A 24,681-nucleotide genomic window follows, 5' to 3' on the forward strand; every position below is an offset into this window, starting at 1 on the left:
CGATTCTCGCACACGCGCCCGACCGCGCTCGCGCCCGGCGGCCCGCGGAGTCAGGCGGCGGAGTCCGCCGGGAGAGTCGCGCGCATCGCCGCGAGCACGGCGTCCTCGCCGGGCAGCGGCACGGCCGGATCGCCGGCGACGAACACCCGCACCTGCAGCAGCGCCTGGTGCAGGAGCATCCCCAGCCCCGAGACGACGGGCGAGCCGGCCGCGCTCCAGCGCAGCGCCAGCGGACTCGGCCAGGGCGAGTAGGCCACGTCGAAGAGCGTCGAGGCCGCGACCACCGCGTCCGGCACGGCCAGCTCGGCGGAGGCGCCGCCCGGCAGCGTCGAGACGAGCAGCGGCGCCGCGTCCGTGCCGTCCCACTCCGAGAACGGGCGGACGTCGAGGGCGACGCCGACCGCCTCGGCGATCGCGGCCAGCGGCGCGGCCTTCTCCGGCGAGCGGAGTGTGACGGTGACCCGCGCCGCGCCCAGCTCGGCCGCCGCGGCGAGGGCGGAGGCGGCGGTCGCCCCTCCCCCGAGGATCTCGACGCGCTCGGCCGAGTGCACGCCCGCCTCGCCGAGCGCCCGGACGATCCCGGCCACGTCGGTGTTGAAGCCGCGCAGGCGGGGTGCGCCGGCGGAGCGGTCGATCAGCAGGGTGTTGACGGCACCGGTCGCCCGCGCGACCAGGTCCTCCTCGTCGAGCAGCGGCCGCACCACGTGCTTGAGCGGCATCGTCAGCGACAGGCCGTGCCACTGCGCGACCGGATCACCGACGAGCGCCGCGAGCGACGCCTCGGTCGCCTCGACCGCGGTGTAGCTCCAGTCGAGCCCGAGCACCCGGTAGGCCGCCGCGTGCAGCTCGGGCGAGCGCGAGTGCGCGATCGGCGAGCCGAGCACCGCCAGCCGGCGCCCGCCCGGCGCCGGCTCCGCGGTCACTGGTACTCCGGGTGGTCCCGCATCCACGCCTGCCACTGCGCCACCGCGGCGTTGTGCTCCGCATCGGTGGTCGAGTACACCGTCTCGCCGGTCTCGAGGTTCACCGTGACGAAGTAGAGCCAGGTGCCGTCCGCGGGCTGCAGCACCGCCTGGATGGCGACGTCGCCGGGGTTCGAGATCGGCGCGGGCGGCAGGCCGTCGCGCTGGTAGGTGTTGTAGATGTTGCTCGCGTCGTTGCGCTCCGCGTCGGTCGTGGTCACCCGGTCGGTGGCACCGGTGCCGTAGGCGACGGTCGCGTCCGACTGCAGGCGCCAGCCCTGGTCGAGGCGGTTCTGGAACACCCGCGCGACCTTCGGGAAGTCGTCCGCAACGCGGGCCTCGCGCTGGACGAGCGAGGCGAAGACGACGGTCCGGTAGCGGTTCTCGACCGGCACGCCCGCCGCGTCGAGCGACTGGTACATCCGGTTCACGAGCGTCTGCAGGATGTCGTGCGCCGAGGTGCCCGGGTCGATGTCGTAGGTCGCCGGGAACAGGAAGCCCTCGAGGCTGGTCGCCTCGGCGGGGAGCCCGTAGGAGCCCCAGTCCGCGGCCGCGGCCTCGAGGTCGGCGAGGGCGACGCCCGAGCCGTCCGCGATCAGCGGCAGCGCGCCCTTGAGCGAGGTGCCCTCCGGGATGACGAAGGTGTTCGCGAGCCGGGTCGAGTCGGAGTCGAGCAGCGCCGACAGCGCCGCCTTCGCGCTCATCTCCGCCTTCAGCGAGTAGGCACCGGGCTGGAAGACGGGCTCGGGATTCTCCGCGAGGAGCAGCTCGTAGAACGGCGTGTAGGACTTGATGACGCCGTCCGCGACGAGGTTCTCGGCGATGGTGCTGCCGCCGTCGCCCTGGTGGATGGTGAAGACCACCTCGCTGGTGCCGGTGCCGGTGAAGTCGGTCGGCTCCGGCTCCGCGAACAGCGCGCGGACGGGCTCGACGAAGATCGTCACCGCGATCGCGACCAGGGCCACGAAGACGCCGAAGGCGAGGAGCCCGCCGATCAGCCCGCGACGGCTGCGTCGGGGCCTGTTCTCGCGCTTCGCGCGGCGGCGGCGGGTGGAGGGGGCGGCGTCGGGGTGCGCGGCGGCGACGGCTTCTCCGCGGTCGCGCGGGGCGCCGACCTCGGGGCCGGCGAACAGGTGGTCGATCGAGTCGGGCGCCGTCGGCTCCGTCTCAGAAGCGGGGTGCTGCTCCGGGTCGTGCGGGAGCTGACTCTGCTGATCGGCCTCCGCGGCGCGGGCGGCGCGGCGGCTCGGGGGGACGTCGGTCACGGCTGGGTCGTCCTTCGTTCGGTTCGAGCGCGGATCCGGCGGGGGTACCGGACGAGCGCTCGGAATCGATGGCGTGCTGCAGGATCACCACGGCGGCGACCTGGTCGATCACGGCGCGGGAGCCGCGGGTGCTGCGTCCCGAGCGGTGCAGCGCGCTCTGGGCGCTCACCGTCGAGAGCCGCTCGTCCACGAGCCGCACCGGGGCGGTCGGGACGGCGGAGGCGAGGCGCGCCGCGAAGGCGCGGGCGTCGTCCGTCGAGGCCGTCTCGGCGCCCGACAGCGACAACGGGAGGCCGACGACGATCGCCGACGCGCCGAACTCGGCGGCGAGGGCCGCGATCCGGGCGACGTCGGCGCCGTCCGGTGCCTCCGCGACGCGCGCGACGGTCTCCACCGGCACGGCGAGGAGGCCGTCGGCGTCGCAGCGCGCGACACCAATGCGGGAGCGGCCCACATCGATGCCGAGCCGGACGCCGAACCTCTCCATCTAGCGCGTCGCCTCCTCGACGACGGCGTCGAGCGCCGCGCCGATGGCGGACACGTCCGAGCCGCCGCCCTGGGCGAGGTCGTCCTTGCCGCCTCCGCCGCCGCCGAGGACACCGGCCGCGCGACGGGCGAGCACGCCCGCCTTCCGGCCGAGCTCGCGGGCGGCGGGGGTGGTCGCCACGATCACGGCGGGCTTGCCGGCGACGTCGGCCGCGAGGGCGACGACCGCCGCGTCCTGGCCGAGGCGCTCGCGCACCGAGATGACGAGCGAGCGCAGCTCGTCGCCGGAGCCGGCCGTGCCGACGTTCTCGGCGACGATCGTCACGCCGTTGATCGAGCGCTTCGTGGCGGCGATCGCGGGGACCCGCTCGGCGAGGGCGCGGGCCTCGAAGGTCGCGATCCGCTTCTCGGCGGCCTTGAGGCTCGCGACGAGCTCGGCGATCCGGTCGGGCAGCTGCTCGCGCGGGGTCTTGAGCGAGGTCGAGATGGTGCTGACCAGGGCGCGCTCGGCGACGAGCTCGCTCAGCGCCTCGCGGCCGACGAGCGACTCGACGCGGCGGTTGGTCGAGCCGACCGAGGACTCGCTGATCAGGCTGATCAGCCCGATCTCCGCGGAGGTGCCGACGTGGGTCCCGGCGCACAGCTCGCGCGACCAGGGGCCGCCGATGTCGACGACGCGGACGACCTCGCCGTACTTCTCGCCGAAGAGCGCCATCGCGCCGAGCGCCTTGGCCTCGTCGAGCGGGAGCTCGCGGGTGACGACCTCGAGGTTGTCGCGGATCGCGCCGTTGGCGATGTCCTCGATCTCGCTGCGGGTCTCGAGCGAGAGCGCCTGGTTCCAGGAGAAGTCGAGGCGCAGGTAGCCGGCCTTGTTGAACGAGCCGGACTGGTGCGCCTGCGGGCCGAGGACCTGGCGGAGCGCCGCGTGGATGAGGTGGGTGCCGGAGTGCGCCTGGCGCGCGCCGCGGCGCCAGTCGCGGTCGACGACGGAGGTGGCGGCGTCGCCGACCCCGACCTCGCCGCTGGCGACCTGGACCTTGTGGCTGATCAGGCCCTTGACCGGCTTCTGCACGTCGAGGACCTCGAGGTCGAAGCCGTTGCCGATGATGCGGCCGGCGTCGGCCTCCTGGCCGCCCGACTCCGCGTAGAGCGAGGTCGCCTCGAGGATCACCTCGGCGATGTCGCCAACGACCGCCTTCTGGACCGCGTGGCCGCCGACGATGAGGCCGAGGATCCGGGACTCCGTGTCGAGGACGTCGTAGCCCGTGAAGAGCGTCTCGCCCTTGGCACGGAAGTCGGCGTAGACCGAGAGGTCGGCCAGGGCGTTCTTCTTCGACTTCGCGTCGGCCTTCGCGCGGGTGCGCTGCGCCGTCATCAGCGAGTCGAACGCCTCGCGGTCGACGCTGAGGCCCGACTCCTCGGCGATCTCGAGGGTCAGGTCGATCGGGAAGCCGAACGTGTCGTGCAGGAGGAAGGCGGTGTCGCCGGGCAGGGTCGCCGCTTCCGCCTTCTTGGTCTTCAGCACCGCGAGGTCGAGGATCTCGGTGCCGGCCGCGAGCGTGCGCAGGAACGCCTCCTCCTCGCCGTACGCGCTGGTCGAGAGGCGCTCGAACTCGGTGGAGACCTCGGGGTAGGCCGAGGCCATCGCGTCGCGCGAGGCGGTGAACAGCTCGGGGAACGTCGCGGTGTCGACTCCGAGCAGGCGCATCGCCCGCACGGTGCGGCGCATCAGGCGGCGCAGGATGTAGCCGCGGCCCTCGTTGGACGGCGTCACGCCGTCGGAGAGCAGCATCAGCGAGGAGCGGACGTGGTCGGCGATGACGCGCATCCGCACGTCGTCCTCGTGCACGGCGCCGTAGCGGCGGCCCGAGAACTCGGCGGCGCGGTCCAGCACCGGGCGCACCTGGTCGATCTCGTACATGTTCTCGACGCCCTGCTTGAGGAACGCGACGCGCTCGAGACCCATGCCGGTGTCGATGTTCTTGCTCGGCAGCTCGCCGAGGATGTCGAAGTCGACCTTGCTCGTGCCCTGCCCGCGCAGGTACTGCATGAAGACGAGGTTCCAGATCTCGACGTAGCGGTCGTCGTCGGTGGCCGGGCCGCCGTCGATGCCGTAGGCGGGCCCGCGGTCGAAGAAGATCTCGGAGCAGGGCCCGGCGGGGCCGGGCTGGCCGGTGGACCAGTAGTTCGTGTCCTTGTCGAGGCGCTGGATCCGCTCGTCGGGCAGGCCGGCGATCTTCTTCCAGAGCGCGATGGCCTCGTCGTCGTCCTTGTAGACGGTGACCCAGAGGTCCTTCTCGTCGAAGCCGAGGTTGCCGTCGCTCTCACTGCCGGTGAGGAGCTCCCAGGCGTAGCCGATCGCCCCCTCCTTGAAGTAGTCGCCGAAGGAGAAGTTGCCGTTCATCTGGAAGAACGTGCCGTGGCGAGGGGTCTTGCCGACCTCCTCGATGTCGTTCGTGCGGATGCACTTCTGCACGCTCGTCGCGCGGTCGAACGGCGCGGGGACGACCCCGGTGAGGTAGGGCACGAAGGGCACCATGCCTGCGACGGTGAAAAGGAGGCTCGGGTCGTCGCTGACGAGGGAGGCGGAGGGGACCACGGTGTGCCCGCGGCTTCCGAAGAAGTCGAGCCAGCGGTTGCGGATGTCTGCGGTCTGCATGGGTTCCGTTACGTTTCGGTCGACCGGGTCGACGCGGATGTCTGTCGGGTGGTGCGGTTCCAGCGGGTCGTGCGGGTCTGTCGGGTGCGCCGGGACGGGCAGGGAGTCAGCCCTCGCCGATCGCGGCCTTGAGCTCGGCCTCGCGCTGGTGGTAGCCCTCGGAGACGGCGTCGCCGAGCTCCTTCGCCGTGCGGTTGATGTCCTCGAAGAGGCGGGCGCCCGCCTCGGTGCGCGCGACCTCGTGCGCGACCGCGAATCCGAGACCGATCCCGATGACGATCAGCACGATGTTCTTCACAGCGATTCCTCCCACAGCGTTTCCTGCTCACGGCAGCCGGCCCGAGGGCGCGGCGACCCCCTCGATTGTAGGGCGCGGGCAGGGGGCTACCTGGAGGACGACCTGCGGGTGCGCCGAGAGCGGCGCGCGGCGCCGCGTCCGACCGCGGCACCCGCCTTGTCGGCGGTGCGGCCGGCGACGAGGACGGCGCGGACTCCGGCGGTGAAGCCGGCGAGCTTGATCAGCGGTCCGCCGATCGTCGCGGCGGTCAGGGCGACGAGCGCGTTGACGTTGCCGGTGACCTCGGCCACGTCCTTCGTGATGGTGTCGACGCGAGCCAGCTGCTGGTTCGCCTCGCGCAGCGTCGACGCCGATTCGTCGAGGATCGGGGTCAGGCCGTCGCTGGCCTGCTTGATGGCCTCGCTCGTGCTGTCGAAGACCCGACCGAGCTTCCAGAGCGGGATCGCGGCGACCGCGACCAGGATCGCGAACACCCCCGCGGCGATGAGCCCTGCGATGTCTCCACCGGACACGATGACCTCCGTTTCGGCGCCGCCGGATGCGGCACCCCAGCCTACCGACGGCGCACGGCGGCCCCGGCTCCCCCGGCCTCAGCCGCACCTCCGGCACGCGGAACCACCCCCGGCACGCCGGAACACGCGGATCCCGCGAGCCCGAGCTCGGATCGCGAGCCGAACCCGAGTTCGGCTGACCTCCGGCACGGGGAATCAGCTCCGGCACGCCGGAACGGGCGTATCCGGCGAGCCGGAGCACGGATCACGAGCCGGAAGGACACGACTCCGGACCGCCGGTCGCTCGCCGGAGCCCGGAAACGAGGAAAGGCCCCGGCAGGAGCCGGGGCCTTTCCAACGGGGGTGCGCTGACTAGCGGGCCGCGTAGTACTCGACGACGAGCTGGACTTCGCAGGTCACGGGGACCTCGGCGCGCTTCGGGCGGCGCAGCAGCGTCGCCTGGAGCTTGTCGATCTCGACCTCGAGGTAGCCCGGGGTCTTGGGGAGGACGTCGACGTGTCCGCCGGCGGCCGCGACCTGGAAGGGCTCGGTGCCCTCGGAGCGGGTCTTGACGTGGATGACCTGGCCCGGCTTCACGCGGAAGGAGGGACGGTCGACCGTCTGGCCGTCCACCATGATGTGGCGGTGGGTGACGAACTGGCGGGCCTGCGCGGTGGTGCGGGCGAAGCCCGAGCGCAGGACGAGGGCGTCGAGGCGCATCTCGAGGAGCTCGACCAGGTTCTCACCGGTCAGGCCCTGGGTACGGCGCGCCTCCTGGAAGGCGATGCGCAGCTGCTTCTCGCGGATGCCGTACTGGGCTCGCAGACGCTGCTTCTCCCGCAGGCGGACGGCGTAGTCGGAGTCGGCCTTGCGCTTCGAGCGGCCGTGCTCACCGGGAGCGTAGGGACGCTTCTCGAGGTAGCGGGCGGCCTTCGGGGTCAGGGGGATGCCGAGGGCGCGCGAGAGGCGCGTCTTCGAACGGGTACGTGAGGTGGTCGACACTGTGGTCCTTCCAGGGTCTGAGAGGTTCGGTCGCAGTCCTCGTCCGCCGGCTCCGGGAGGAGGGCGGGCGCCGAGGTCGTGTCCCCCCGCGGGTGCGGGAGGCAGGGTGACCGCGGTGGCGGACTGCGCGATTCAGAGGGATGCGCTGCTCCGCTCGGCTACAGAGCGGTGGGCAACCTCGCAAGACTACCAGGCGCGGGAGCCCGCGTCACGCGCGGTTCCGGGTCCGCCGTCCCGGACCGTCAGCCGCGGCCTCGGATGATCCGGAGCAGCTTCGCCAGCCGGGCCGACACGTCGCGCTCGTTGCCGTGCTCGGTCGGCGCGTAGTAGCGCGCGCCGCGGAGCTCGTCCGGCAGGTACTGCTGCTCGAGGACGCCGAGCTCGGCGTCGTGCGGGTAGCGGTAGCCCTTGCCGTGGCCGAGCCGCTTGGCGCCCGGATAGTGCGCGTCGCGCAGGTGCGGCGGCACCCGGCCGGCCTTGCCCGCGCGGACATCGGCGATCGCCCTGTCGATGGCCGTGTAGGAGGCGTTCGACTTGGGCGCGGTGGCCAGGTGGACGACGGCCTGCGCGAGCGGGATGCGCCCCTCCGGCATGCCGATGAACTGGACGGCGTCGGCCGCGGCGATCGCGACGACGAGCGCCTGCGGGTCGGCCATCCCGATGTCCTCGGAGGCCGAGACGATGATCCGGCGGGCGATGAAGCGCGGGTCCTCCCCCGCCTCGATCATCCGGGCCAGGTAGTGCAGCGCCGCGTCGACGTCCGAGCCGCGGATCGACTTGATGAACGCGCTGATGACGTCGTAGTGCTCGTCGCCGTTGCGGTCGTAGCGCAGCAGCGCGCGGTCGACGGCGCGGGCGACCACCTCCACCGTGATCAGCGGGAGCTCGGGCTCCTCCGCCTCGGCGGGCTCGGCGGGCTCGGCGGGCTCCTCCTCGTCGTCGTCCTCGTCGTCCCCCTCCACCGCGGTCGCCCGCGCGACGCGATCCGCCTCGCGCGCCTCCGACCTCGCGGAGGTGGCGGCGGCCTCGAGCGCCGTGAGCGCACGTCGGGCGTCCCCGGAGGCCAGCCGGACGATGCTCGCGCGGGCCTCGTCGTCGAGCCGCACCGAGTCGCGGAGTCCGCGCTCGTCGTGCAGGGCCCGGTCGACGAGCAGCCCGAGGTCCTCGTCGTCGAGGGTGTTCAGCGTGAGCAGCAGGGAGCGCGAGAGCAGCGGGGCGATCACCGAGAAGGACGGGTTCTCGGTCGTCGCCGCGATGAGGATCACCCAGCCGTTCTCGACGCCGGGCAGCAGCGCGTCCTGCTGCGCCTTGGTGAAGCGGTGGATCTCGTCGAGGAAGAGGACGGTCGACGTGCCGTAGAGGTCGCGGGTGGAGAGCGCCTCCTCCATCACCTGGCGGACGTCCTTCACGCCGGCCGTGACGGCGGAGAGCTCGACGAAGCGCCGGCCGCTGGAGTGCGCGACGGCCTGGGCGAGCGTCGTCTTGCCGGTGCCCGGCGGGCCCCAGAGGATGACGGAGACGGCTCCGCGCTCACCCGTGGTGTCGGCCGCGAGGGCCACCAGCGGCGAACCGGGCGTCAGCAAGTGCCGCTGCCCCGCGACCTCCTCGAGGCTGCGGGGACGCATGCGCACGGCGAGCGGCGTCGCCCCGGAGCGGAGTCCGGCCTGCTGCATGGTCATCGCACCAGCGTAACGAGGGCCTCCGACAGTCGACCCCGGCGCCCACCCGGCACCCGGCGCCGCGGCGTCCGGCAAGGGCGCGGCGATTCTCGTAGGCTCGACGCGCTCCGCGCTCGCGCGGGGCCGCGCCGGACGCAGGCGCGACGCACGACGGCGGAGGAACACGTGGCTCAGGGCAGGACGAACGATCGCGAGGCGCGCACCCGACTGAGGGCCTACCAGGCGCGGCAGACCCTGCACCGCACGCGCGCCAAGCGCCGGGTCCGCGACAACGTGATCGCGGCCGTCGCGGGCGTCGTCGTGATCGCCCTCGCGGTCGTCGCGCAGCTCCTCTACTTCTCCGGCGGCCCGGGCACCCCGGTCGCCGAGCCGACCTCCTCCGAGAGCGCGACCCCCACGCCGACCCCCGAGGCGACCGGCCAGAACACCGGGGACGTCCCCTTCGCCGACATCGCCGAGGGCCGCGACTGGACCGGCACGATGTCGATCAACAGCGACGAGCTGGGGATCACCCTGGCCGGCGCCGCCGCCCCGCAGGCCGTCTCCTCCTTCCTCTCCCTGTCGCAGTCGGGCTTCTACGACGGCGTCTCCTGCCACCGGCTCACGACCGAGGGCCTCTACGTCCTGCAGTGCGGCGACCCGAACGGCGACGGCACCGGCGGCCCCGGCTACAGCTACGGACCCGTCGAGAACGCGCCCGCGGACGGCGTCTACCCGGCCGGCACGATCGCGATGGCTCGCCAGGGCGGCAACGGCTACAGCCAGGGCAGCCAGTTCTTCGTCGTCTACCGGGACACCCAGCTCCCCGAGGACGCGGCGGGCGGCTACACGGTGGTCGGGCAGGTCACCTCGGGTCTCGATGCGCTGATCGCCGACGTGGTCGCGAAGGGCACGGCGGACGGCTCCGGCGACGGCGCTCCCGCCGAGCCGGTCACGATCGGCGGCATCACGCTGCAGTAGCCCTCGTGCGCGCCGCCGGCGAGCGGCGCGCACGACCCGCGGGACCGCGGACGAACGGGGGCGCGGGGAGTGCAATAGGCTTGTCGTCACTGCCCGTTCGCGGCTGAGCGCGGTCGTCGGCCTCCGGCTGTCGAGCACCGAGGCCGAGGGGCGGGACGACAGCGAAAGGCGGCACCCGATGCTGACTCCAGACGGCGACATCGACACCGTGTCCACCCCCGGCACCGTGTCACCCGACGACAGCGCGTCCTCCGAGACGACGGACGCTCCCGAGAGCACCGGCGCCCCCGAGGGCGCCGACGCCCCGGCCGAGACGGACGCTCCCGAGACGGGAGAGGACTCCCCCGAGGCGGCGACGTCCGGATCCGAGACGGCGACGCCCGACGAGGTGGCGGCCCCCGAGGAGGCCCCGGCCTCGGACGAGACGGCGACCTCCGACGAGACGGCGCTCTCCGACGAGGCAGCGAGCTCCGACGAGGCGACGACTCCCGAGGACGTGGCGCCTCCCGTCGTCCCGACGGCTCCCCGCCCGCAGGCGGGCGCCCGGCAGCCGTGGGGCCGCGTGGCCGACGACGGCACGGTCTACGTCCGCGTCGGCGACGAGGAGCGCGAGGTGGGCCAGTACCCCGACGCGACTCCCGAGGAGGCCCTCGCCTACTACGAGCGCAAGTACACCGAGCTCGCCGGCCAGGTCTCCCTGCTCGAGCAGCGGGCCAAGCGCGGCGCTCCGGCGAACGACGTGTCGCGCGGAGTGCAGACGCTCACCGCGGCCATCTCGCAGGCGCACGCCGTCGGCGACCTCGACGCCCTGCAGGCCCGCGTCAGCGCGCTCAGCGGTTCCGTCGAGGATCTGACCGAGCAGCAGGCCGCCGAGACGAAGGCCGCCCTCAGCGACGCGATCGCGCACCGCGAGGCGATCGTCGCCGAGGCCGAGGCGCTGGCCGCCGTCGACCCGGCGAAGACGCAGTGGAAGCAGGCCAGCGCCGCGATCGACGACCTCTTCGCCCGCTGGCAGAGCCACCAGCAGCAGGGTCCGCGCCTCCCCAAGAACGACGCCAACGAGCTGTGGCGCCGCTTCCGCGGGGCGCGCACGACCATCGAGCAGAACCGCAAGGCGTTCTTCGCCGACCTCGACTCGGCGCACCGCGAGGCCAAGCAGGCCAAGCAGTCGCTGATCGATCAGGCCGACGCCCTGGTCTCGCGCGGTGCCGAGGCGATCCCGGAGTACCGGGCCCTCCTCGAGCGCTGGCGGGTGGCCGGTCGCGCGGGCAAGCGGTTCGACGACGCCCTCTGGGCGCGCTTCAAGGCCGCCGGCGACGCGATCTACGGCGCGAAGGCCGAGGTCGTCGCGCAGGAGAGCGTCGAGTACACCGAGAACCTCGACCTCAAGCTCGCCCTCCTCGAGGAGGCGGAGCCGCTCCTGCAGGAGCAGAACCGCGAGAAGGCCAAGCGCGTGCTGCTCTCCGTGCAGGAGCGCTGGGACGCCGTCGGCCGCGTGCCGCGCGAGCAGGTGCGCACCGTCGAGGACCGCCTCCGCAAGGTCGAGGCGCACGTGCGCAAGCTCGACGAGGAGCACTGGAACCGCAGCAATCCCGAGCGCAAGGCGCGCTCGGAGGGCCTCGCCTCGCAGCTGACCGCCGCGATCCAGAAGCTGCAGGACGAGCTCGACGAGGCAAAGGCCCGCGGTGACCGCGCCGCCATCGCCCAGGCGCAGGAGGCCCTCGACGCCCGCAAGGTGTGGCTGGACGCCCTGGGCTGATCCCGGCCGGCATGCACGCTGGTCGAGTAGGCGCCGCAGGCGGCGTATCGAGACCCACCCCTCGGACGACGTGGATCTCGATACGCCCGCTGCGCGGGCTACTCGATCAGCATGAGGGGGGCCCCGGATTCACGGGGCCGGACCCCGAGTGGCTCGGACCTGCATGCTGGTCGAGTAGCCGCCGGAGGCGGCGTCTCGAGACCCGCCTGTCGCCGGCGGGAACCGCACGGCGCTGGTTCCGGCGGCTCCGTCCACAGATGTGTCCCGGGTGTCCCGCGGGGACGGCGGCTCGGTCAGCATGGGCGGATGACGCGCCTCCTCCCCTCCGTGCTGCTCCCGGGGCAGCTGCCGCTCGCCGAGCTGTGCGCCGCCCGTCTCGACGGCGAGGTCGTCGCGCTCGACGAGGGCTTCCTCCTCGCCGATCTGCCGGTCGGTCCGGCCGAGCGCGGCGCGGCGCTGCGGGCGGTCGTCCCGGCGAAGGCGGTGGCGGACCGGCTGTCGGCGGCCTGGGTGCACGGCACGATGCCCGCCGCTCCCGCGGTGCACAGCGCCTCCATCGACCGACGGAACCGCTTGCACCCGCCGATGCTCGCGCGGGTGCGCTTCCACGAGGTGCGGCTCACCGACGAGGACGTCGTGCTCCTCGGCGGCTGCTCCGTCACGACCCCCGAGCGCACCCTGATCGATCTGGCGCGCACCCGCAGCACCTGCGACGACGATCTCCTGCGCAGCCTGGCGGCCGTCACCGGTGTCTCGCTCGAGCGGGTGCTCGAGCGGCTGGACAGCGGTCCTCCGGTCTCGAGCCGCCGGATCGCCCTGCTCCGCCTGACCACGGCCCTCGGCTGACCCGGCTCTGAGCCTCTGCCCTGCGCTGACCAGGTCCTGCGCCGGCCTCGCCGGGCGGTCAGCCCGCGTTCACCCGGTAGACGTCGTAGACCGCGTCGATCCTGCGGACGGCGTTGAGCACCCGGTCGAGGTGCGTGGTGTCGCCCATCTCGAACACGAACCGGCTGATCGCCAGCCGGTCGCTGGAGGTGGAGACCGTGGCCGACAGGATGTTCACGTGGTGCTCGGAGAGCACGCGCGTCACGTCGCTGAGCAGGCCGGACCGGTCGAGCGCCTCGACCTGGATCTGCACCAGGAAGATGCTCTTCGAGGACGGCGCCCACTCGACGTCGACGATCCGCTCCGGCTCCTTGAGCAGCTCCTGCACGTTGTGGCAGTTGGCCTGGTGCACCGAGACGCCGGCGCCGCGGGTGACGAAGCCGACGATCTGATCGCCCGGCACCGGGGTGCAGCACTTCGCCAGCTTGACCAGGATGTCCGGTGCGCCCTTGACCAGGACCCCGGACTCGCTGCTGCGGCTGCGCGGACGCGGGGAGCGCGGGAGGGTGACCTCGTGCTCGTCCGACTCCGGGTCGCCCTGGATGGTCGCGACGACCTTCTCCAGCACCGACTGGGTGGAGACGTGCCCCTCGCCGACCGCGGCGTAGAGCGCCTCGACGTCGTTGTAGCGGAGCTGGCTGGCCACCTCGGTGAAGGTGTCCTGGCTCATCAGCTTCTGCAGCGGCAGGTTCTGCTTGCGCATGGCCCGCGCGATGGAGTCCTTGCCCTGCTCGATCGCCTCGTCGCGGCGCTCCTTGGTGAACCACTGGCGGATCTTGTTGCGGGCCCGCGGGCTCTGCACGAAGTTCAGCCAGTCCTGGCTGGGGCCGGAGTCGGGGTTCTTCGAGGTGAAGACCTCGACCACGTCGCCCGTGGTCAGCGAGGACTCGAGCGGCACGAGGCGCCCGTTGACCTTGGCGCCCATGGTGCGGTGGCCGACCTCGGTGTGCACGGCGTAGGCGAAGTCGACCGGTGTCGCGCCCGTCGGCAGGCCGATGACGCGGCCCTTGGGCGTAAAGACGTAGACCTCCTTCGCACCGATCTCGAAGCGGAGGGAGTCGAGGAACTCGTTCGGGTCGGTCGTCTCGGACTGCCAGTCGGAGAGGTGCGCGAGCCAGGCGAGGTCGGTGTCGTTCGAACCGGAGGCGACCTTGCCCGTCGCCATCTGCTCCTTGTACTTCCAGTGCGCCGCGATGCCGAACTCGGCGTGCTGGTGCATCTCGTTGGTGCGGATCTGGATCTCGACTGCGCGGCCCTTCGGCCCGATCACCGTGGTGTGCAGCGACTGGTACAGGTTGAACTTGGGCGTGGCGATGTAGTCCTTGAAGCGCCCGGGCATCGGGCTCCAGCGCGCGTGGATCGAGCCGAGCACGGCGTAGCAGTCGCGCACCGAGTTGACCAGCACGCGGATGCCGACCAGGTCGTAGATCTCGTCGAAGTCGCGGCCGCGGACCACCATCTTCTGGTAGATCGAGTAGTACTGCTTCGGCCGGCCGACGACGCGGCCGCGGATCTTGCCCGCCCGCAGGTCCTCGCCGATGAGGTCGATGATGCTCTGGACGAACTCCTCGCGCTGCGGGGTCCGCACCTTCACGAGGCTCTCGATCTCGTTGTAGATCTTCGGATAGAGCACCGCGAAGGACAGGTCCTCGAGCTCCCACTTGATCGCCTGGATGCCGAGGCGGTTCGCCAGCGGCGCGTAGATCTCGAGGGTCTCGGTCGCCTTGCGGGCCGCGGACTCGGCGGGGACGAAGCCCCAGGTGCGCGCGTTGTGCAGGCGGTCGGCCAGCTTGATGATCAGAACGCGGATGTCCTTCGACATCGCCACGATCATCTTGCGGACGGTCTCGGCCTGCGCGCTGTCGCCGTACTTGACCTTGTCGAGCTTGGTGACGCCGTCCACCAGCATCGCGACCTCGTCGCCGAAGTCGGCTCGGAGCTCGTCGAGCTTGTAGTCGGTGTCCTCGACGGTGTCGTGCAGCAGCGCGGCGGCGATGGTCTTCGAGCCGATGCCGAGGTCGGCGAGGATCTGCGCGACGGCCAGCGGATGCGTGATGTACGGCTCGCCGCTGCGGCGCTTCTGATTCGCGTGCGCGCGCTCGGCGACCGAGTAGGCCCGCTCGATCAGCGCGATGTCGCTCTTGGGGTGGTGCGTCCGCACCGTCCGGACGAGCGTGTCGACCGCCCCGGAGGGCTGCGCGCGCGAGAAGATCCGCGGGACCAGCCGGCGCAGGGCGGCGGTCGAGGACGTGGTCGTGGTGTCGCTCACGCGGAGATCTCCATCGCCTCATTATCGCCCGTCGCGCGGGCGCCGCGTGACCGGTCCGCCGGGAGCGGACAGGCCCGCGGTCAGTCGATCCGGCCCGGGCGTCCCTCGTCGTCGACGACGTCGCCGCCTGCGGCCGCCCAGGCGGTCATCCCGGCCTCGATGTTCGCCGTCTCGTAGCCGGCGCCGTCGAGCGCCTGGACGACCATGGCCGAGCGGACGCCGGAGTGGCAGACGACGAGGATCGCCGCGTCCCGAGGGAGCTCGTCCTGCCGCTCGCCGATGCTGCCCATCGGGATGTGGTGCGCCGCTGCGGCGTGCCCGAGCGCCCACTCGTGCGGCTCGCGCACGTCGAGCAGCCAGACCTCGTCGCGCTCGACGAGGCCGATCGCGTCCGCGGCGGTGACCTGTGCGTAGTCGGCCACGATCAGCCCTGCACGACGGGGGTCGCGGCGCGCTCGCGTGCCGAGACGACCCGCTTGTCGTGCTTGCCGATCTCGGCCTCGCCGCTGCGCAGCTGCGCGTAGAGCGGGGCCGCGACGAAGATCGTCGAGTACGTGCCGACGATGATGCCGATCAGCAGCGCGAGCGAGATGTCGCGCAGCGTGCCGGCACCGAGGACGAAGGCGCCGATCACGAGGATCGCGGCCACCGGCAGGGCGGCGACGATCGAGGTGTTGATCGAGCGCACCAGCGTCTGGTTCTCGGCGAGGTTGACCGTCTCGGAGAAGGTCTTCGTGGTGCTGCCGAGCGCCTCCGCGGTGTTCTCGCGGATCTTGTCGAAGACCACGACGGTGTCGTAGAGCGAGTAGCCGAGGATCGTCAGCAGGCCGATGACCGCCGCCGGCGAGACCTCCGTCCCGGTGATGCCGTAGACGCCGGCCACGATCACGAGGTCGTGCAGGAGCGCGACGATCGCGGCGAGGGACATCTTCCAGGTCCGGAAGTACGCCCACATCGCCAGGGCGGCCAGGATCACGAAGATGATCAGGCCGCGGACCGCCTGCTGCGTGACGTCCGAGCCCCAGGCGGCGCCGATGAAGGACGACGCGACCTGCTCCGTCGGGACGGAGTAGGCCTCCGACAGGGCGTTGCGGACCTGGGTCGACTCGTCGGTCGACAGCTGGCTGGTCTGCACCCGGATCGAGTCGTCGCCGACGATCGAGACGCGCGGGACCGCGTCGGGCGAGACCGAGGTGACGGCGTCCGTCGCCGCGGTCTGGTCCAGGTTCTCCGGCGCGGTGACCGTGAACTCGGAGCCGCCGGTGAACTCGATGCTGAAGTTGAAGCCATCGCGCGCCGCCGTGCCGAGCACGGTGAGCAGGATGATCGCGATCGAGATGAGGTACCAGGTGCGCCGGCGGCCGACGAAGTCGACCGAGCGCTTGCCGGTGTAGAGGTCGTTTCCGAACTGCGAGAAGCTGGCCATCACGCGTCCTTCCCGTTCGAGTCGTTCGAGGAACTGCGCGCGGCGGCCGCCTCGGCGGCCTTGCGCTCGGCGATGGTCTGGCGGCGGGCGGCCTCGCGGGCGGCGGAGGAGCCCTTGCCCGAGGCGCCCTTGCCGGCGAGCACGGCGTCCTGCGGGCGGAACGCCGCTCGGCCGCGGTAGACCGCGCCGAGTGCGCGCGGATCCAGCCCGGAGGCCTTGTGCCCCTCGGAGAAGAACTTGGTCGTCGCGAGCAGCTGCAGCATCGGGTGGGTGAAGAGGATCACCACCACGAGGTCGATCAGCGTCGTGATGCCGAGCGTGAGCGCGAAGCCGCGGACGCTGCCGACCGCGAGGGCGAAGAGCACGACGGCGGCGAGCAGGTTCACCATGTCGGAGGCGAAGATCGTGCGCAGCGCGCGCCGCCAGCCGGCCTCGACGGAGGACTCGAGTCCGCGGCCGTCGCGCAGCTCGTCGCGGATCCGCTCGAAGTAGACGATGAACGAGTCGGCCGTGATGCCGATGGCCACGATCAGACCCGCGACGCCCGCGAGCGAGAGGCGGAGTCCCTCCCGCCAGGAGAGCAGCGTCACGACGAGGTAGGTGACGATCGCCGCCACCATCAGCGACGCGATGGTCACCGCGCCGAGCACGCGGTACTGCGCGATCGAGTAGACGACGACGAGGATGAGGCCGATCAGGCCCGCGAGCAGGCCGCTGGCGAGTTGGGTGGAGCCGAGCGTCGCGGAGATGCTGTCCGAGCTCTGCACCTGGAAGCCGATCGGCAGGGCGCCGTACTTCAGCTGGTCGGCGAGGGTCTTGGACGACTCCTGGGTGAAGGAGCCGGAGATCTGCGCGTTGCCGTCGGTGATCGCCGCGTTGGTGGACGGCGCCGAGATGACGCGGCCGTCGAGGACGATCGCGAACTGGTTCTGCGCCCCCTGCAGGCCGATGAGGCGCGAGGTGACGTCGCCGAAGGCCTGGGTGCCCTGGTCGTCGAAGGAGAGGTTGACCGCCCAGGTGCCGGTGCTGGCGCCGGAGGACGTCGTCATCAGGCCGTTCGAGGCGTCGGAGATGTCCTCACCGGTGATCTCGACCGGTCCGAGGATGTACTTCGCCGTGTCGTTGTCGTCGCAGGTGATCAGGGGCTGATCGGCCGGCGCGAGGTTCGGGTCCTGGTCGTTCAGGAACGCGCAGTCGAAGGAGGTGTACTGCGCCTCGAGCGCCGGCGTGATGTAGGCGAGGTCGCTCGCGCTGGTCGGAGCGGCCGTCGGCTCGGTGGCGAGGGAGGGGTCGACCGGGGTCGGCGTGGGCGACGCGGTCGAATCGCCGCCGACCGAGCTGTTGGTCGCCTGGCTGGCGACGAGCACCGGGCGGAAGTCGAGCTTCGCCGAGGCCTCGATGCGCTGCAGCGTCGCGTCGTCCGGCGTGCCCGGGATCGAGACGACGATGTTGCTCGAGCCCTGGGTCGTGATCTCGGACTCGGAGACGCCCGCGGCGTCGATCCGCTGGCGGATGATCGAGACGGCCTGCGTCAGCTGCTCGGACGAGACGGTCTGGCCGTCCGAGAGCTGGGGCTGGAGCACGATCTGGGTGCCGCCCTCGAGGTCGAGCGCGAGCTTCGGCGTCCAGGAGCCGCCGCCGAAGGCGACGGCGGCGGCGTTGAGGCCGACGAGCGCGAGGATCAGGACGCCGAGCCAGCTCAGCGAGCGCCGGGCCTTCCGGACGGGGGTTGATGCGGCCACCCAGGGCTCACCTTCTTCTTCGGTCGGCGCCGGCTCTCCGGCCGACGCTGGCTCTGCGGTCGACGTCGATCCTCGCGCAGGCGCCGACCCCGGGGGCCGCGCCTGTCGTCCGATCGACGGTCTTCGATCCGGGGCGCACCCCGGACGTGGAAGGGCGGGCGGGGTGCCGATGCACCCTGCCCGCCCTGGAGACTACTGCGCGTCGGGCCTGCGGTCGCGCTCGACCGGGTCGACCAGCGGGTCGGCGGTGTGCGCGGCGTCGCGCTCGCCGAACGCGGGCGACTCGACGGCCGCCACGGACTCGGCCTCGTCCTCGTCTGCGACGACCGCGTTCTCGGTCGGGTCGATGAGGCGGGCGATGGCCTGGCGGTGGATCGTCAGGAGCGTCCCGGGGGTCGACTCGATGACGATCTTGTTCTCGTCGTCGTCGATCGAGACGACGGTGCCGAACAGGCCGGAGCCGGTCATCAGCTCGACACCGGGGACCAGCCCGGACTTCATCTTCTCCGCGTCGCGCTGCCGCTTCTTGTTGTTGCGGAACATGAAGATGATCATCACGGCGAGAAGCAGGACGAGCAGGATGATCGTCGGATCCATGGGTGAGCCTTCCGGAGTTGAGGGTGATCCGCCGCGCACACAAGGGGTGGCGCATGCGGATCGAGCGGCCCGTCGGGCCTTGAAGATTATAGGTCATCTCCGAACAGGGGCCGCTGGGAGGCCGAGGCGGCTCCCCCGCGCGGATCCACGCCGAAGTGCCGGTACGCGGCCGGGGTCGCGACGCGCCCGCGCGGAGTGCGGGTGAGCAGCCCGATCCGGACGAGGAACGGCTCGACAACCGCCTCGACCGTCTCCGCCTCCTCGCCGACGGAGACCGCGAGCGTGTTGAGTCCGACCGGTCCGCCGTCGAAGCGGGTGAGCACGATGTCCATCACGGCGCGGTCGAGGCGGTCGAGGCCGAGCTCGTCGACGTCGTAGAGGTCGAGTGCGGCGCGGACCGCGGTGACGTCGGCGCGACCGCCGTGCACGAGCGCGAAGTCGCGGACCCGGCGCAGCAGGCGGTTCGCGATGCGCGGGGTGCCCCGGCAGCGGCCGGCGATCTCGGCGACCGCCTCGCCGTCGATGTCGAGGTCGAGCAGCCGCGCGGCGCGGGTCAGCACCTGGCGCAGCTCGTCCTCGGCGTAGAACTCGAGGTGGGCGGTGAAGCCGAACCGGTCGCGCAGCGGATTCGGCAGGAGGCCCGAGCGCGTGGTCGCGCCGACGAGGGTGAACGGCGCGAGATCCAGCGGGACGGAGGTCGCGCCGGCGCCCTTGCCGACCATGATGTCGATCCGGAAGTCCTCCATCGCGAGGTAGAGCATCTCCTCCGCGGAGCGCGCCATCCGGTGGATCTCGTCGATGAAGAGGATCTCGCCGGGCAGCAGCGAGGAGAGCACGGCGGCCAGGTCCCCGGCGTGCTGGATCGCGGGGCCGCTGGACATCCGCAGCGGCGAGGAGCTCTCCTCCGCCACGATCATCGCGAGGGTGGTCTTGCCGAGGCCGGGCGGGCCGGCCAGCAGGATGTGGTCGGGCGTGCGGCCCTGCATCGCCGCCGCCTTGAGCAGCAGCTCGAGCTGGCCGCGGACCTTGCGCTGGCCGACGAACTCACCGAGGTTCTTCGGGCGGAGCGCGCCCTCGAAGGCGATCTCGGCCTCGGAGGCGACCTCGGGGCCCATCACGTCGTCGCCGCTCACGAGCGCGCCGCCGGACCGAGCCGGGCCAGGGCGAGGCGGAGCAGCGACTGCACGCTCGCGGCGTCGGAGGCCTGGGCGTCGAGCAGGATCTCGTCGACGACCTCGGCGGCGACGCGCTCGGGCCAGCCGAGGCCGACGAGTGCCGAGAGCACGCTCTGCGCGGCCGTCGCGCCCGGCCCGGAGCCGCGGGCGGCGCGCGGGCGGACGGCGAACTTGCCCGCGAGCGACAGGATGATGAGCTTCGCGGTCTTCGGGCCGATGCCGGAGACCTTGCGGAAGACGGCGTCGTCCTCGTCGGCGACGGCCTGGGCGATGCGCTCGGGCTCGACCGCGCCGAGCACGCCGAGCGCGGACTTGGGGCCGACGCCGGTGACGCCGATCAGCAGCTCGAAGATCTCGAGCTGCTCCTCGTCCGGGAAGCCGTAGAGGGTCAGCGAGTCCTCGCGGACGATCAGCGTCGTCGTCAGCACGGTCTCGTCGCCGACCCGCAGCTCGAGCGCGTGCTGCGGCGTGACGTTGACCGCGTAGCCGACGCCGTGGACGTCGACGACGGCGAGGCTCCCGCGAGCGGAGAGGACGGTGCCGCGGAGGGAGGAGATCACCGCGTCAGTCTAGAGGCTCGAACAGGCGTTCGAGTGGCGGCCTCCGCGGCGCGCCAGGCCCGCTGCGCCGCGGTCTCCCCCTCGGCCGTGGCGGGGCCCGCGGCGATCGGCCCGCGCCAGGCGTGGCAGACGGCGAGGGCGAGGGCGTCGGCCGCGTCGGCCGGCTTCGGCGGGGCGTCGAGCCGGAGGATGCGCTGGATCATCGTGGTGACCTGGCGCTTGTCGGCCGAGCCGTAGCCGGTGACCGCGGCCTTGACCTCGCTGGGCGTGTGCATGCCGACGACGAGGTCGCGGCGGGCGGCCGCGACCAGAGCGACGCCGCTGATCTGGGCGATGCCCATCACGGTGCTGACGTTGTTCTGCGCGAAGACGCGCTCGATCGCCACGGCGTCGGGACGGTGCTCGTCGAGCAGCGCCTCGATCCCGTCGCCGAGGGCGAGCAGCCGGCGCTCGAGCGGCGCGTCGGCCGGGGTGCGCAGGACGCTCACGTGCACGAGCGTCGCTCGGCGATCGCGTCCGACGTCGACGATGCCGACGCCGCACCGGGTGAGCCCCGGGTCGATCCCGAGGACGCGCATCAGCGCGTCCGCCCGGGACGAGCCGGGGTCACCGGGTCACTCCTCGTCGTTCTCGAGCTCGGCCCGGACCTCGGGCGTGATGTCGAGGTTCGTGTAGACGTTCTGCACGTCGTCCGAGTCCTCGAGCGCGTCGATCAGGCGGAAGACCTTGCGCGCCGTCTCCGCGTCGGCCTCGACCTGCAGCGAGGCGACGAACTCGACGTCGGCGGCGTCGTAGTCGATGCCCGCCTCCTGGAGCGCCGTGCGCGCCGGGACCAGCTCGGCGGCCTCGGTGCGGACCTCGAAGGACTCGCCGTGGTCGATGACGTCGTCGACGCCGAAGTCGAGGACCGCGCCGAGCACGTCGTCCTCGGTGACGCCGTCGCCGTGCGGCACGGTGATGACGCCCTTGCGCGCGAAGTTGTAGGCGACGCTGCCCGGGTCGGCCATGGTGCCGCCGTTGCGGGTCATCGCGGTGCGGACGTCCGCCGCGGCGCGGTTCTTGTTGTCGGTGAGGCACTCGACGAGCAGAGCGATGCCGTTCGGGCCGTAGGCCTCGTACATGATCGTCGTGTAGTCGATGACCTCGCCGGTGAGGCCCGCGCCGCGCTTGATCGCGCGGTCGATGTTGTCGTTCGGCACCGAGGTCTTCTTCGCCTTCTGCACGGCGTCGACGAGCGTCGGATTGCCGGACATGTCGGCGCCGCCGATCTTGGCGGCCACCTCGATGTTCTTGATCAGCTTGGCGAAGGACTTCGCGCGGCGCGAGTCCTTGATCGCCTTCTGGTGCTTGGTCGTGGCCCACTTGGAATGCCCGGACACGGTGCTCCCTCGGAAATCTCTCGTTCGTGCGACTCCCTCGGGCGCCGCTGATGGCTGGTCCAGTGTAATCGAGCGCCGGGCGGGGCGGTCCGAGCCGCGCCCGAGGGCCCGAGGACGCATGCCAGGGCGGCTTCGGCACCGGGAAGCGCGTCCGGCTCGTCGGAACCGGGCGGTTCTGCGAGCCGGAGGGGGTTCCACGAGCCGGAGGTCGATCGCGCGGCCCTCCGGCACGGACCCGATCGTCGGGGACCTCTGCGGAAGCCCGTCGTCCAGCGGACCGGTGACGATCCGACGAGCGGGATCCGTGCGCTCGGGATCGTCCGATCGAGCCACCGACCCGATCTCCGCCAGCGATTCGGCGCCGGCCGCTCCTCGTCGGAAGAGTGGCCGGCGAGCCGGGTCGCACCCCGCCGTCCAGTCGACGCGAACGAGAACGAGGACACCGATGCCACCCGATGAGCGCCACCCGCACGACGACGAGCGCCGATCCTCCCCTCCGCCGGGCATCGCACGGCGGACCGCTGTCACGGCCGCGTGGACGACCCCGGTGGTCGCCGCCGCGGTCGCCGCTCCCGGCGCCTCGGCGTCCCCCGCCCCGGTGGGAGACGGAGCGTTCCTGGGTGTGACTCTTCAGGGCTACCGCTCCGGTGTCTTCGTGACGGCGGTCCTCCTCAATGTCCCTCAGACGTCCTTGACGCCGATCGTGCTCGAGCGCGCCGCGGAGATCCGGATCACGGCGGGGCACGACGTCGCGTACTGGGGATCCGGGATCGTGGCAGAGAGCCCCCGAGCGGGCCGCCTGCTCGTCCCTGCGGGCTCGTACTCGGTCGACGCCATCTACGACATCGCCGGACGACGCATCTCGGTCGCGTCCCCGCTCGGACAGCTGACCTCCGGACTCACTGCCTCTCCGACCGGCTCGTTCCCCGTGACCGTCGCTGTGGTGAGCGGACCGGTCTACCCCGGTCCCGACCCGTCCGTCACGCAGGGATACGGGCTTCCGTCGCAGACCGTCATGATCACGGTCTGACGATCGCCGGCGGTCAGCGCGGCAGCTGGGAGAGGACGCGGTCGGCCTCCGACGCGTCGCCGGTCCGGAAGGTCGGGCGGAGCGGGCAGCTCTGCGGCGTCGATCGGATCGGATTCCGTCCTCCGCCAGGAGGCTGTGGGCGGACGGCCGGAGTCGCCGCCGAGGCCGCGCTCCGCGGCAATCCCGCCAGGCGGCACGATCGGTGCCAGAGATTCGCCCCTCGTCCCCTCACACCGAGAAGGTGATGCCGGCGCTGGAACGCTCCGCGCGGCGCCTGCGGTTCGAACGAGGACGATGACCCACCAGGACGCAGGGCCGCGCGGCCGAGACGAGAACGAGGACCGCGATGACGAACGACCCGCAGAGGGACGACACGACCGGACTGGACGGGGATCGTCCACCGGGGATCGGGCGCCGGTCGGCGCTCGCGGTCGCCTGGACGGTCCCGGTGATCGCGGGCGCCACGGCCGCCCCTGCGGCCTCCGCCTCCACGCCGCCGAAGGAGGACGGCACCTTCCTCGGCGTCTGGCTCGCCTCCCTCGGCGGCGAGTCCCCGCGGGCCTTCCGCGTCGAGGTGTACCTCAACGGGACCGGGACTCCGGGCACCCCGGTCGTCCTCCCCCAGGACGCGGTCGTGCGCGTCGACTCACCGGACCACGACGTCGCCGTCTGGCCGGACGGGATCGTTCCCGAGGGGCCTCGGGCCGGAATGATCACGATCCCCGCCGGGGTCTACCCCACCGTCGAGAGCTACACGGTCCGCACCAGGAGCGTGGTGGTCACCGCCCCGTACCCGGGGCCTCAGACCGTGTGCGAGCTCGTAGCCGATCCGCGGGGGCGATTCGCGGTGGAGGCGAAGGTGACCCGGGGACCCACCTACCGAGGTCCCGACCCGTACGCGACCGGCATCCACGGCCGCCCGTCCGCGGTGGCCGTCCTCACGTTCTGAGAGGTGTCGGCAGGCTGGAACCGGTCGATTCCGCACGCCGGAGAGTGTTCCGCGCGCCGGAGATCAGCCGCGCGGCTCTCCGGCACGCGGAGCTGCGTCCGGCACGTCCGAACGGACCGATCCAGCGAGCCGGGGGATGTTCCACGAGCCCGAGGTCCGCCCCGCGGCCCCTGGCACCGACGTGCAGGATCCGCGCGCTCGGGATCGTCCGATCGAGCCACCGGCACGATCTGCGCCACCGATTCGGCGCTCACGGCCCCTCATCGGCAGAGTGGCCGGCGAGCCGGGCAGCTCTCTGCCGTCCGGTCGCCGCGAGCGAGAACGAGGACCGATGACACCCGACGAGCACCCTCCGCAGTACGACGAGCTCCGATCGCCCCCTTCGCCCGGAGTCGCGCGGCGGACCGCGGTCATGGCCGCGTGGACGACCCCGGTGGTCGCCGCCGCGGTCGCGGCCCCCGGCGCCTCGGCGTCACCCGCCCCGGTGATCGTCGCCACCTTCGTCGGGGTGAGGGTCACGTCGTACGCCGCCGGTACCTTCGGCGTCACCGCCTACATCAACGCGACCGGAACGACCGGGTCGAGCGTTCAGCTGGAGGAGGAGACGTGGGTGGACGTCTCGACCGACCACGACGTCTCGCGCTGGGACAGCGGACTCATCGCGATGGGGCCCCGGGCCGCCCGCCTGGTCGTCGCCGTCGGCCCTTACCCCGTGAACCGGACCTACCAGATCGGCAGCCAGAGCGTCTCGGTCTCCTTCAATCAGACGTACACGTCCTTCCTCACTGCAGAGCCGAAAGGCAGTTTCCTCGCGACAGCCACCCTGACCCGCGGCCCCGTCTACCTCGGGCCCGATCCCGGCGCCGCCCAGCAGTTCGGAGCGACATCCGCGACGGCGACAGTGACGAACTGACCTCGCGCTACTTCAGCAGGCGGGAGAGGACCCGGTCGGCCAGGAGCTTCCCGCCGGTCTGGCAGGTCGGGCCGAGCGAGCGGTCCTGCGGCGTCGATCGGAGGAGGTCCGGTCCTCCACGAAGAGGCTGTGGGCGAACGGCCGGAGTCGCCGCCGAGACCGCGCCCGCGGCGGATCCCGCCAGGCGGCACGATC

General features: G+C 72.2%; 22 protein-coding genes and 1 pseudogene. 6 read left to right on the plus strand and 17 right to left on the minus strand.

Annotated elements, in window-relative coordinates; all coding sequences use genetic code 11:
* Positions 1–50: 50 nt before the first annotated feature.
* From EDF43_RS08505 to EDF43_RS08540, 8 genes and pseudogenes are all read right to left on the minus strand, one after another.
* Positions 51–923 (minus strand): shikimate dehydrogenase, encoded by an 873-nt coding sequence (locus tag EDF43_RS08505; protein ID WP_123704406.1) that lies wholly within the window; start codon positions 921–923, stop codon positions 51–53.
* Positions 920–2,227, minus strand: a complete 1,308-nt coding sequence (mltG, locus tag EDF43_RS08510) for an endolytic transglycosylase MltG (RefSeq protein WP_166674095.1) — start codon at positions 2,225–2,227, stop codon at positions 920–922. Before mltG ends, EDF43_RS08505 begins: the two co-directional genes overlap by 4 nt.
* A 25-nt stretch (positions 2,228–2,252) precedes the next feature.
* A pseudogene (ruvX, locus tag EDF43_RS08515) lies at positions 2,253–2,714 on the minus strand (Holliday junction resolvase RuvX); the annotation flags it as partial.
* Positions 2,715–5,372, minus strand: a complete 2,658-nt coding sequence (alaS, locus tag EDF43_RS08520; RefSeq protein ID WP_132436279.1) for an alanine--tRNA ligase — start codon at positions 5,370–5,372, stop codon at positions 2,715–2,717.
* Between the two features lie 106 nt (positions 5,373–5,478).
* Positions 5,479–5,670 carry a hypothetical protein gene (locus tag EDF43_RS08525; RefSeq protein WP_132436280.1) on the minus strand — a complete coding sequence of 64 codons (192 nt, stop codon included), beginning with the start codon at positions 5,668–5,670 and terminating at the stop codon, positions 5,479–5,481.
* Between the two features lie 86 nt (positions 5,671–5,756).
* Complete coding sequence (locus EDF43_RS08530) at positions 5,757–6,182, minus strand: DUF948 domain-containing protein (RefSeq protein WP_123446207.1); 426 nt, start codon at positions 6,180–6,182, stop codon at positions 5,757–5,759.
* A 351-nt stretch (positions 6,183–6,533) separates the two neighbouring features.
* Positions 6,534–7,163, minus strand: coding sequence for a 30S ribosomal protein S4 (gene rpsD, locus EDF43_RS08535; protein ID WP_123446206.1), 630 nt, complete (start codon positions 7,161–7,163; stop codon positions 6,534–6,536).
* Positions 7,164–7,405: 242 nt separating this feature from the next.
* Positions 7,406–8,842 (minus strand): replication-associated recombination protein A, encoded by a 1,437-nt coding sequence (locus EDF43_RS08540; RefSeq protein ID WP_123735839.1) that lies wholly within the window; start codon positions 8,840–8,842, stop codon positions 7,406–7,408.
* Positions 8,843–9,007: 165 nt separating this feature from the next.
* On the opposite strand from EDF43_RS08540, the gene EDF43_RS08545 reads away from it, so the two are divergent.
* From EDF43_RS08545 to EDF43_RS08555, 3 genes are all read left to right on the plus strand, one after another.
* Complete coding sequence (locus EDF43_RS08545; RefSeq protein WP_132436281.1) at positions 9,008–9,802, plus strand: peptidylprolyl isomerase; 795 nt, start codon at positions 9,008–9,010, stop codon at positions 9,800–9,802.
* A 178-nt stretch (positions 9,803–9,980) separates the two neighbouring features.
* On the plus strand, positions 9,981–11,561 hold the full coding sequence (locus EDF43_RS08550) for a DUF349 domain-containing protein (protein WP_132436282.1): 1,581 nt from the start codon (positions 9,981–9,983) through the stop codon (positions 11,559–11,561).
* Positions 11,562–11,867: 306 nt separating this feature from the next.
* Complete coding sequence (locus EDF43_RS08555; RefSeq protein WP_165909055.1) at positions 11,868–12,407, plus strand: type IV toxin-antitoxin system AbiEi family antitoxin; 540 nt, start codon at positions 11,868–11,870, stop codon at positions 12,405–12,407.
* A 58-nt stretch (positions 12,408–12,465) separates the two neighbouring features.
* On the opposite strand, the gene EDF43_RS08560 is transcribed toward EDF43_RS08555, so the two are convergent.
* The 9 genes from EDF43_RS08560 to EDF43_RS08600 all read right to left on the minus strand — a co-directional run bounded on the left by EDF43_RS08560 (position 12,466) and on the right by EDF43_RS08600 (position 21,594).
* Positions 12,466–14,715 carry a bifunctional (p)ppGpp synthetase/guanosine-3',5'-bis(diphosphate) 3'-pyrophosphohydrolase gene (locus EDF43_RS08560; RefSeq protein WP_123446201.1) on the minus strand — a complete coding sequence of 750 codons (2,250 nt, stop codon included), beginning with the start codon at positions 14,713–14,715 and terminating at the stop codon, positions 12,466–12,468.
* Between the two features lie 80 nt (positions 14,716–14,795).
* Positions 14,796–15,137 carry a rhodanese-like domain-containing protein gene (locus EDF43_RS08565; RefSeq protein ID WP_132436284.1) on the minus strand — a complete coding sequence of 114 codons (342 nt, stop codon included), beginning with the start codon at positions 15,135–15,137 and terminating at the stop codon, positions 14,796–14,798.
* Positions 15,138–15,139: 2 nt separating this feature from the next.
* On the minus strand, positions 15,140–16,141 hold the full coding sequence (secF, locus tag EDF43_RS08570) for a protein translocase subunit SecF (protein WP_132436285.1): 1,002 nt from the start codon (positions 16,139–16,141) through the stop codon (positions 15,140–15,142).
* The gene (gene secD / locus EDF43_RS08575) at positions 16,141–17,883 is read right to left on the minus strand and encodes a protein translocase subunit SecD (RefSeq protein ID WP_132436286.1); all 1,743 of its coding nucleotides are present in this window, start codon (positions 17,881–17,883) and stop codon (positions 16,141–16,143) included. The genes secF and secD overlap by 1 nt, the downstream gene beginning before the upstream one ends.
* A 192-nt stretch (positions 17,884–18,075) precedes the next feature.
* Positions 18,076–18,480 (minus strand): preprotein translocase subunit YajC, encoded by a 405-nt coding sequence (gene yajC / locus EDF43_RS08580; RefSeq protein WP_123735844.1) that lies wholly within the window; start codon positions 18,478–18,480, stop codon positions 18,076–18,078.
* Positions 18,481–18,566: 86 nt separating this feature from the next.
* Entirely contained in the window at positions 18,567–19,595 is a 1,029-nt protein-coding gene (gene ruvB / locus EDF43_RS08585; RefSeq protein WP_123446196.1) for a Holliday junction branch migration DNA helicase RuvB, read from the minus strand.
* Positions 19,596–19,609: 14 nt separating this feature from the next.
* On the minus strand, positions 19,610–20,215 hold the full coding sequence (gene ruvA / locus EDF43_RS08590) for a Holliday junction branch migration protein RuvA (protein WP_132436287.1): 606 nt from the start codon (positions 20,213–20,215) through the stop codon (positions 19,610–19,612).
* Positions 20,212–20,793 (minus strand): crossover junction endodeoxyribonuclease RuvC, encoded by a 582-nt coding sequence (gene ruvC, locus EDF43_RS08595; protein ID WP_132436288.1) that lies wholly within the window; start codon positions 20,791–20,793, stop codon positions 20,212–20,214. Before ruvC ends, ruvA begins: the two co-directional genes overlap by 4 nt.
* A gap of 36 nt (positions 20,794–20,829) precedes the next feature.
* On the minus strand, positions 20,830–21,594 hold the full coding sequence (locus EDF43_RS08600) for a YebC/PmpR family DNA-binding transcriptional regulator (RefSeq protein ID WP_123446193.1): 765 nt from the start codon (positions 21,592–21,594) through the stop codon (positions 20,830–20,832).
* A gap of 445 nt (positions 21,595–22,039) precedes the next feature.
* On the opposite strand from EDF43_RS08600, the gene EDF43_RS08605 reads away from it, so the two are divergent.
* The 3 genes from EDF43_RS08605 to EDF43_RS08615 all read left to right on the plus strand — a co-directional run bounded on the left by EDF43_RS08605 (position 22,040) and on the right by EDF43_RS08615 (position 24,486).
* The gene (locus EDF43_RS08605) at positions 22,040–22,624 is read left to right on the plus strand and encodes a hypothetical protein (protein WP_132436289.1); all 585 of its coding nucleotides are present in this window, start codon (positions 22,040–22,042) and stop codon (positions 22,622–22,624) included.
* Positions 22,625–22,970: 346 nt separating this feature from the next.
* Positions 22,971–23,573 carry a hypothetical protein gene (locus tag EDF43_RS21755; protein WP_165909056.1) on the plus strand — a complete coding sequence of 201 codons (603 nt, stop codon included), beginning with the start codon at positions 22,971–22,973 and terminating at the stop codon, positions 23,571–23,573.
* A gap of 331 nt (positions 23,574–23,904) precedes the next feature.
* A complete protein-coding gene (locus EDF43_RS08615; RefSeq protein WP_165909057.1) occupies positions 23,905–24,486 on the plus strand; it encodes a hypothetical protein in 582 nt (193 codons plus the stop codon).
* Positions 24,487–24,681: the final 195 nt, after the last annotated feature.

It is taken from the genome of Rathayibacter sp. PhB179, assembly GCF_004345345.1.
Lineage (GTDB): Bacteria > Actinomycetota > Actinomycetes > Actinomycetales > Microbacteriaceae > Rathayibacter > Rathayibacter festucae.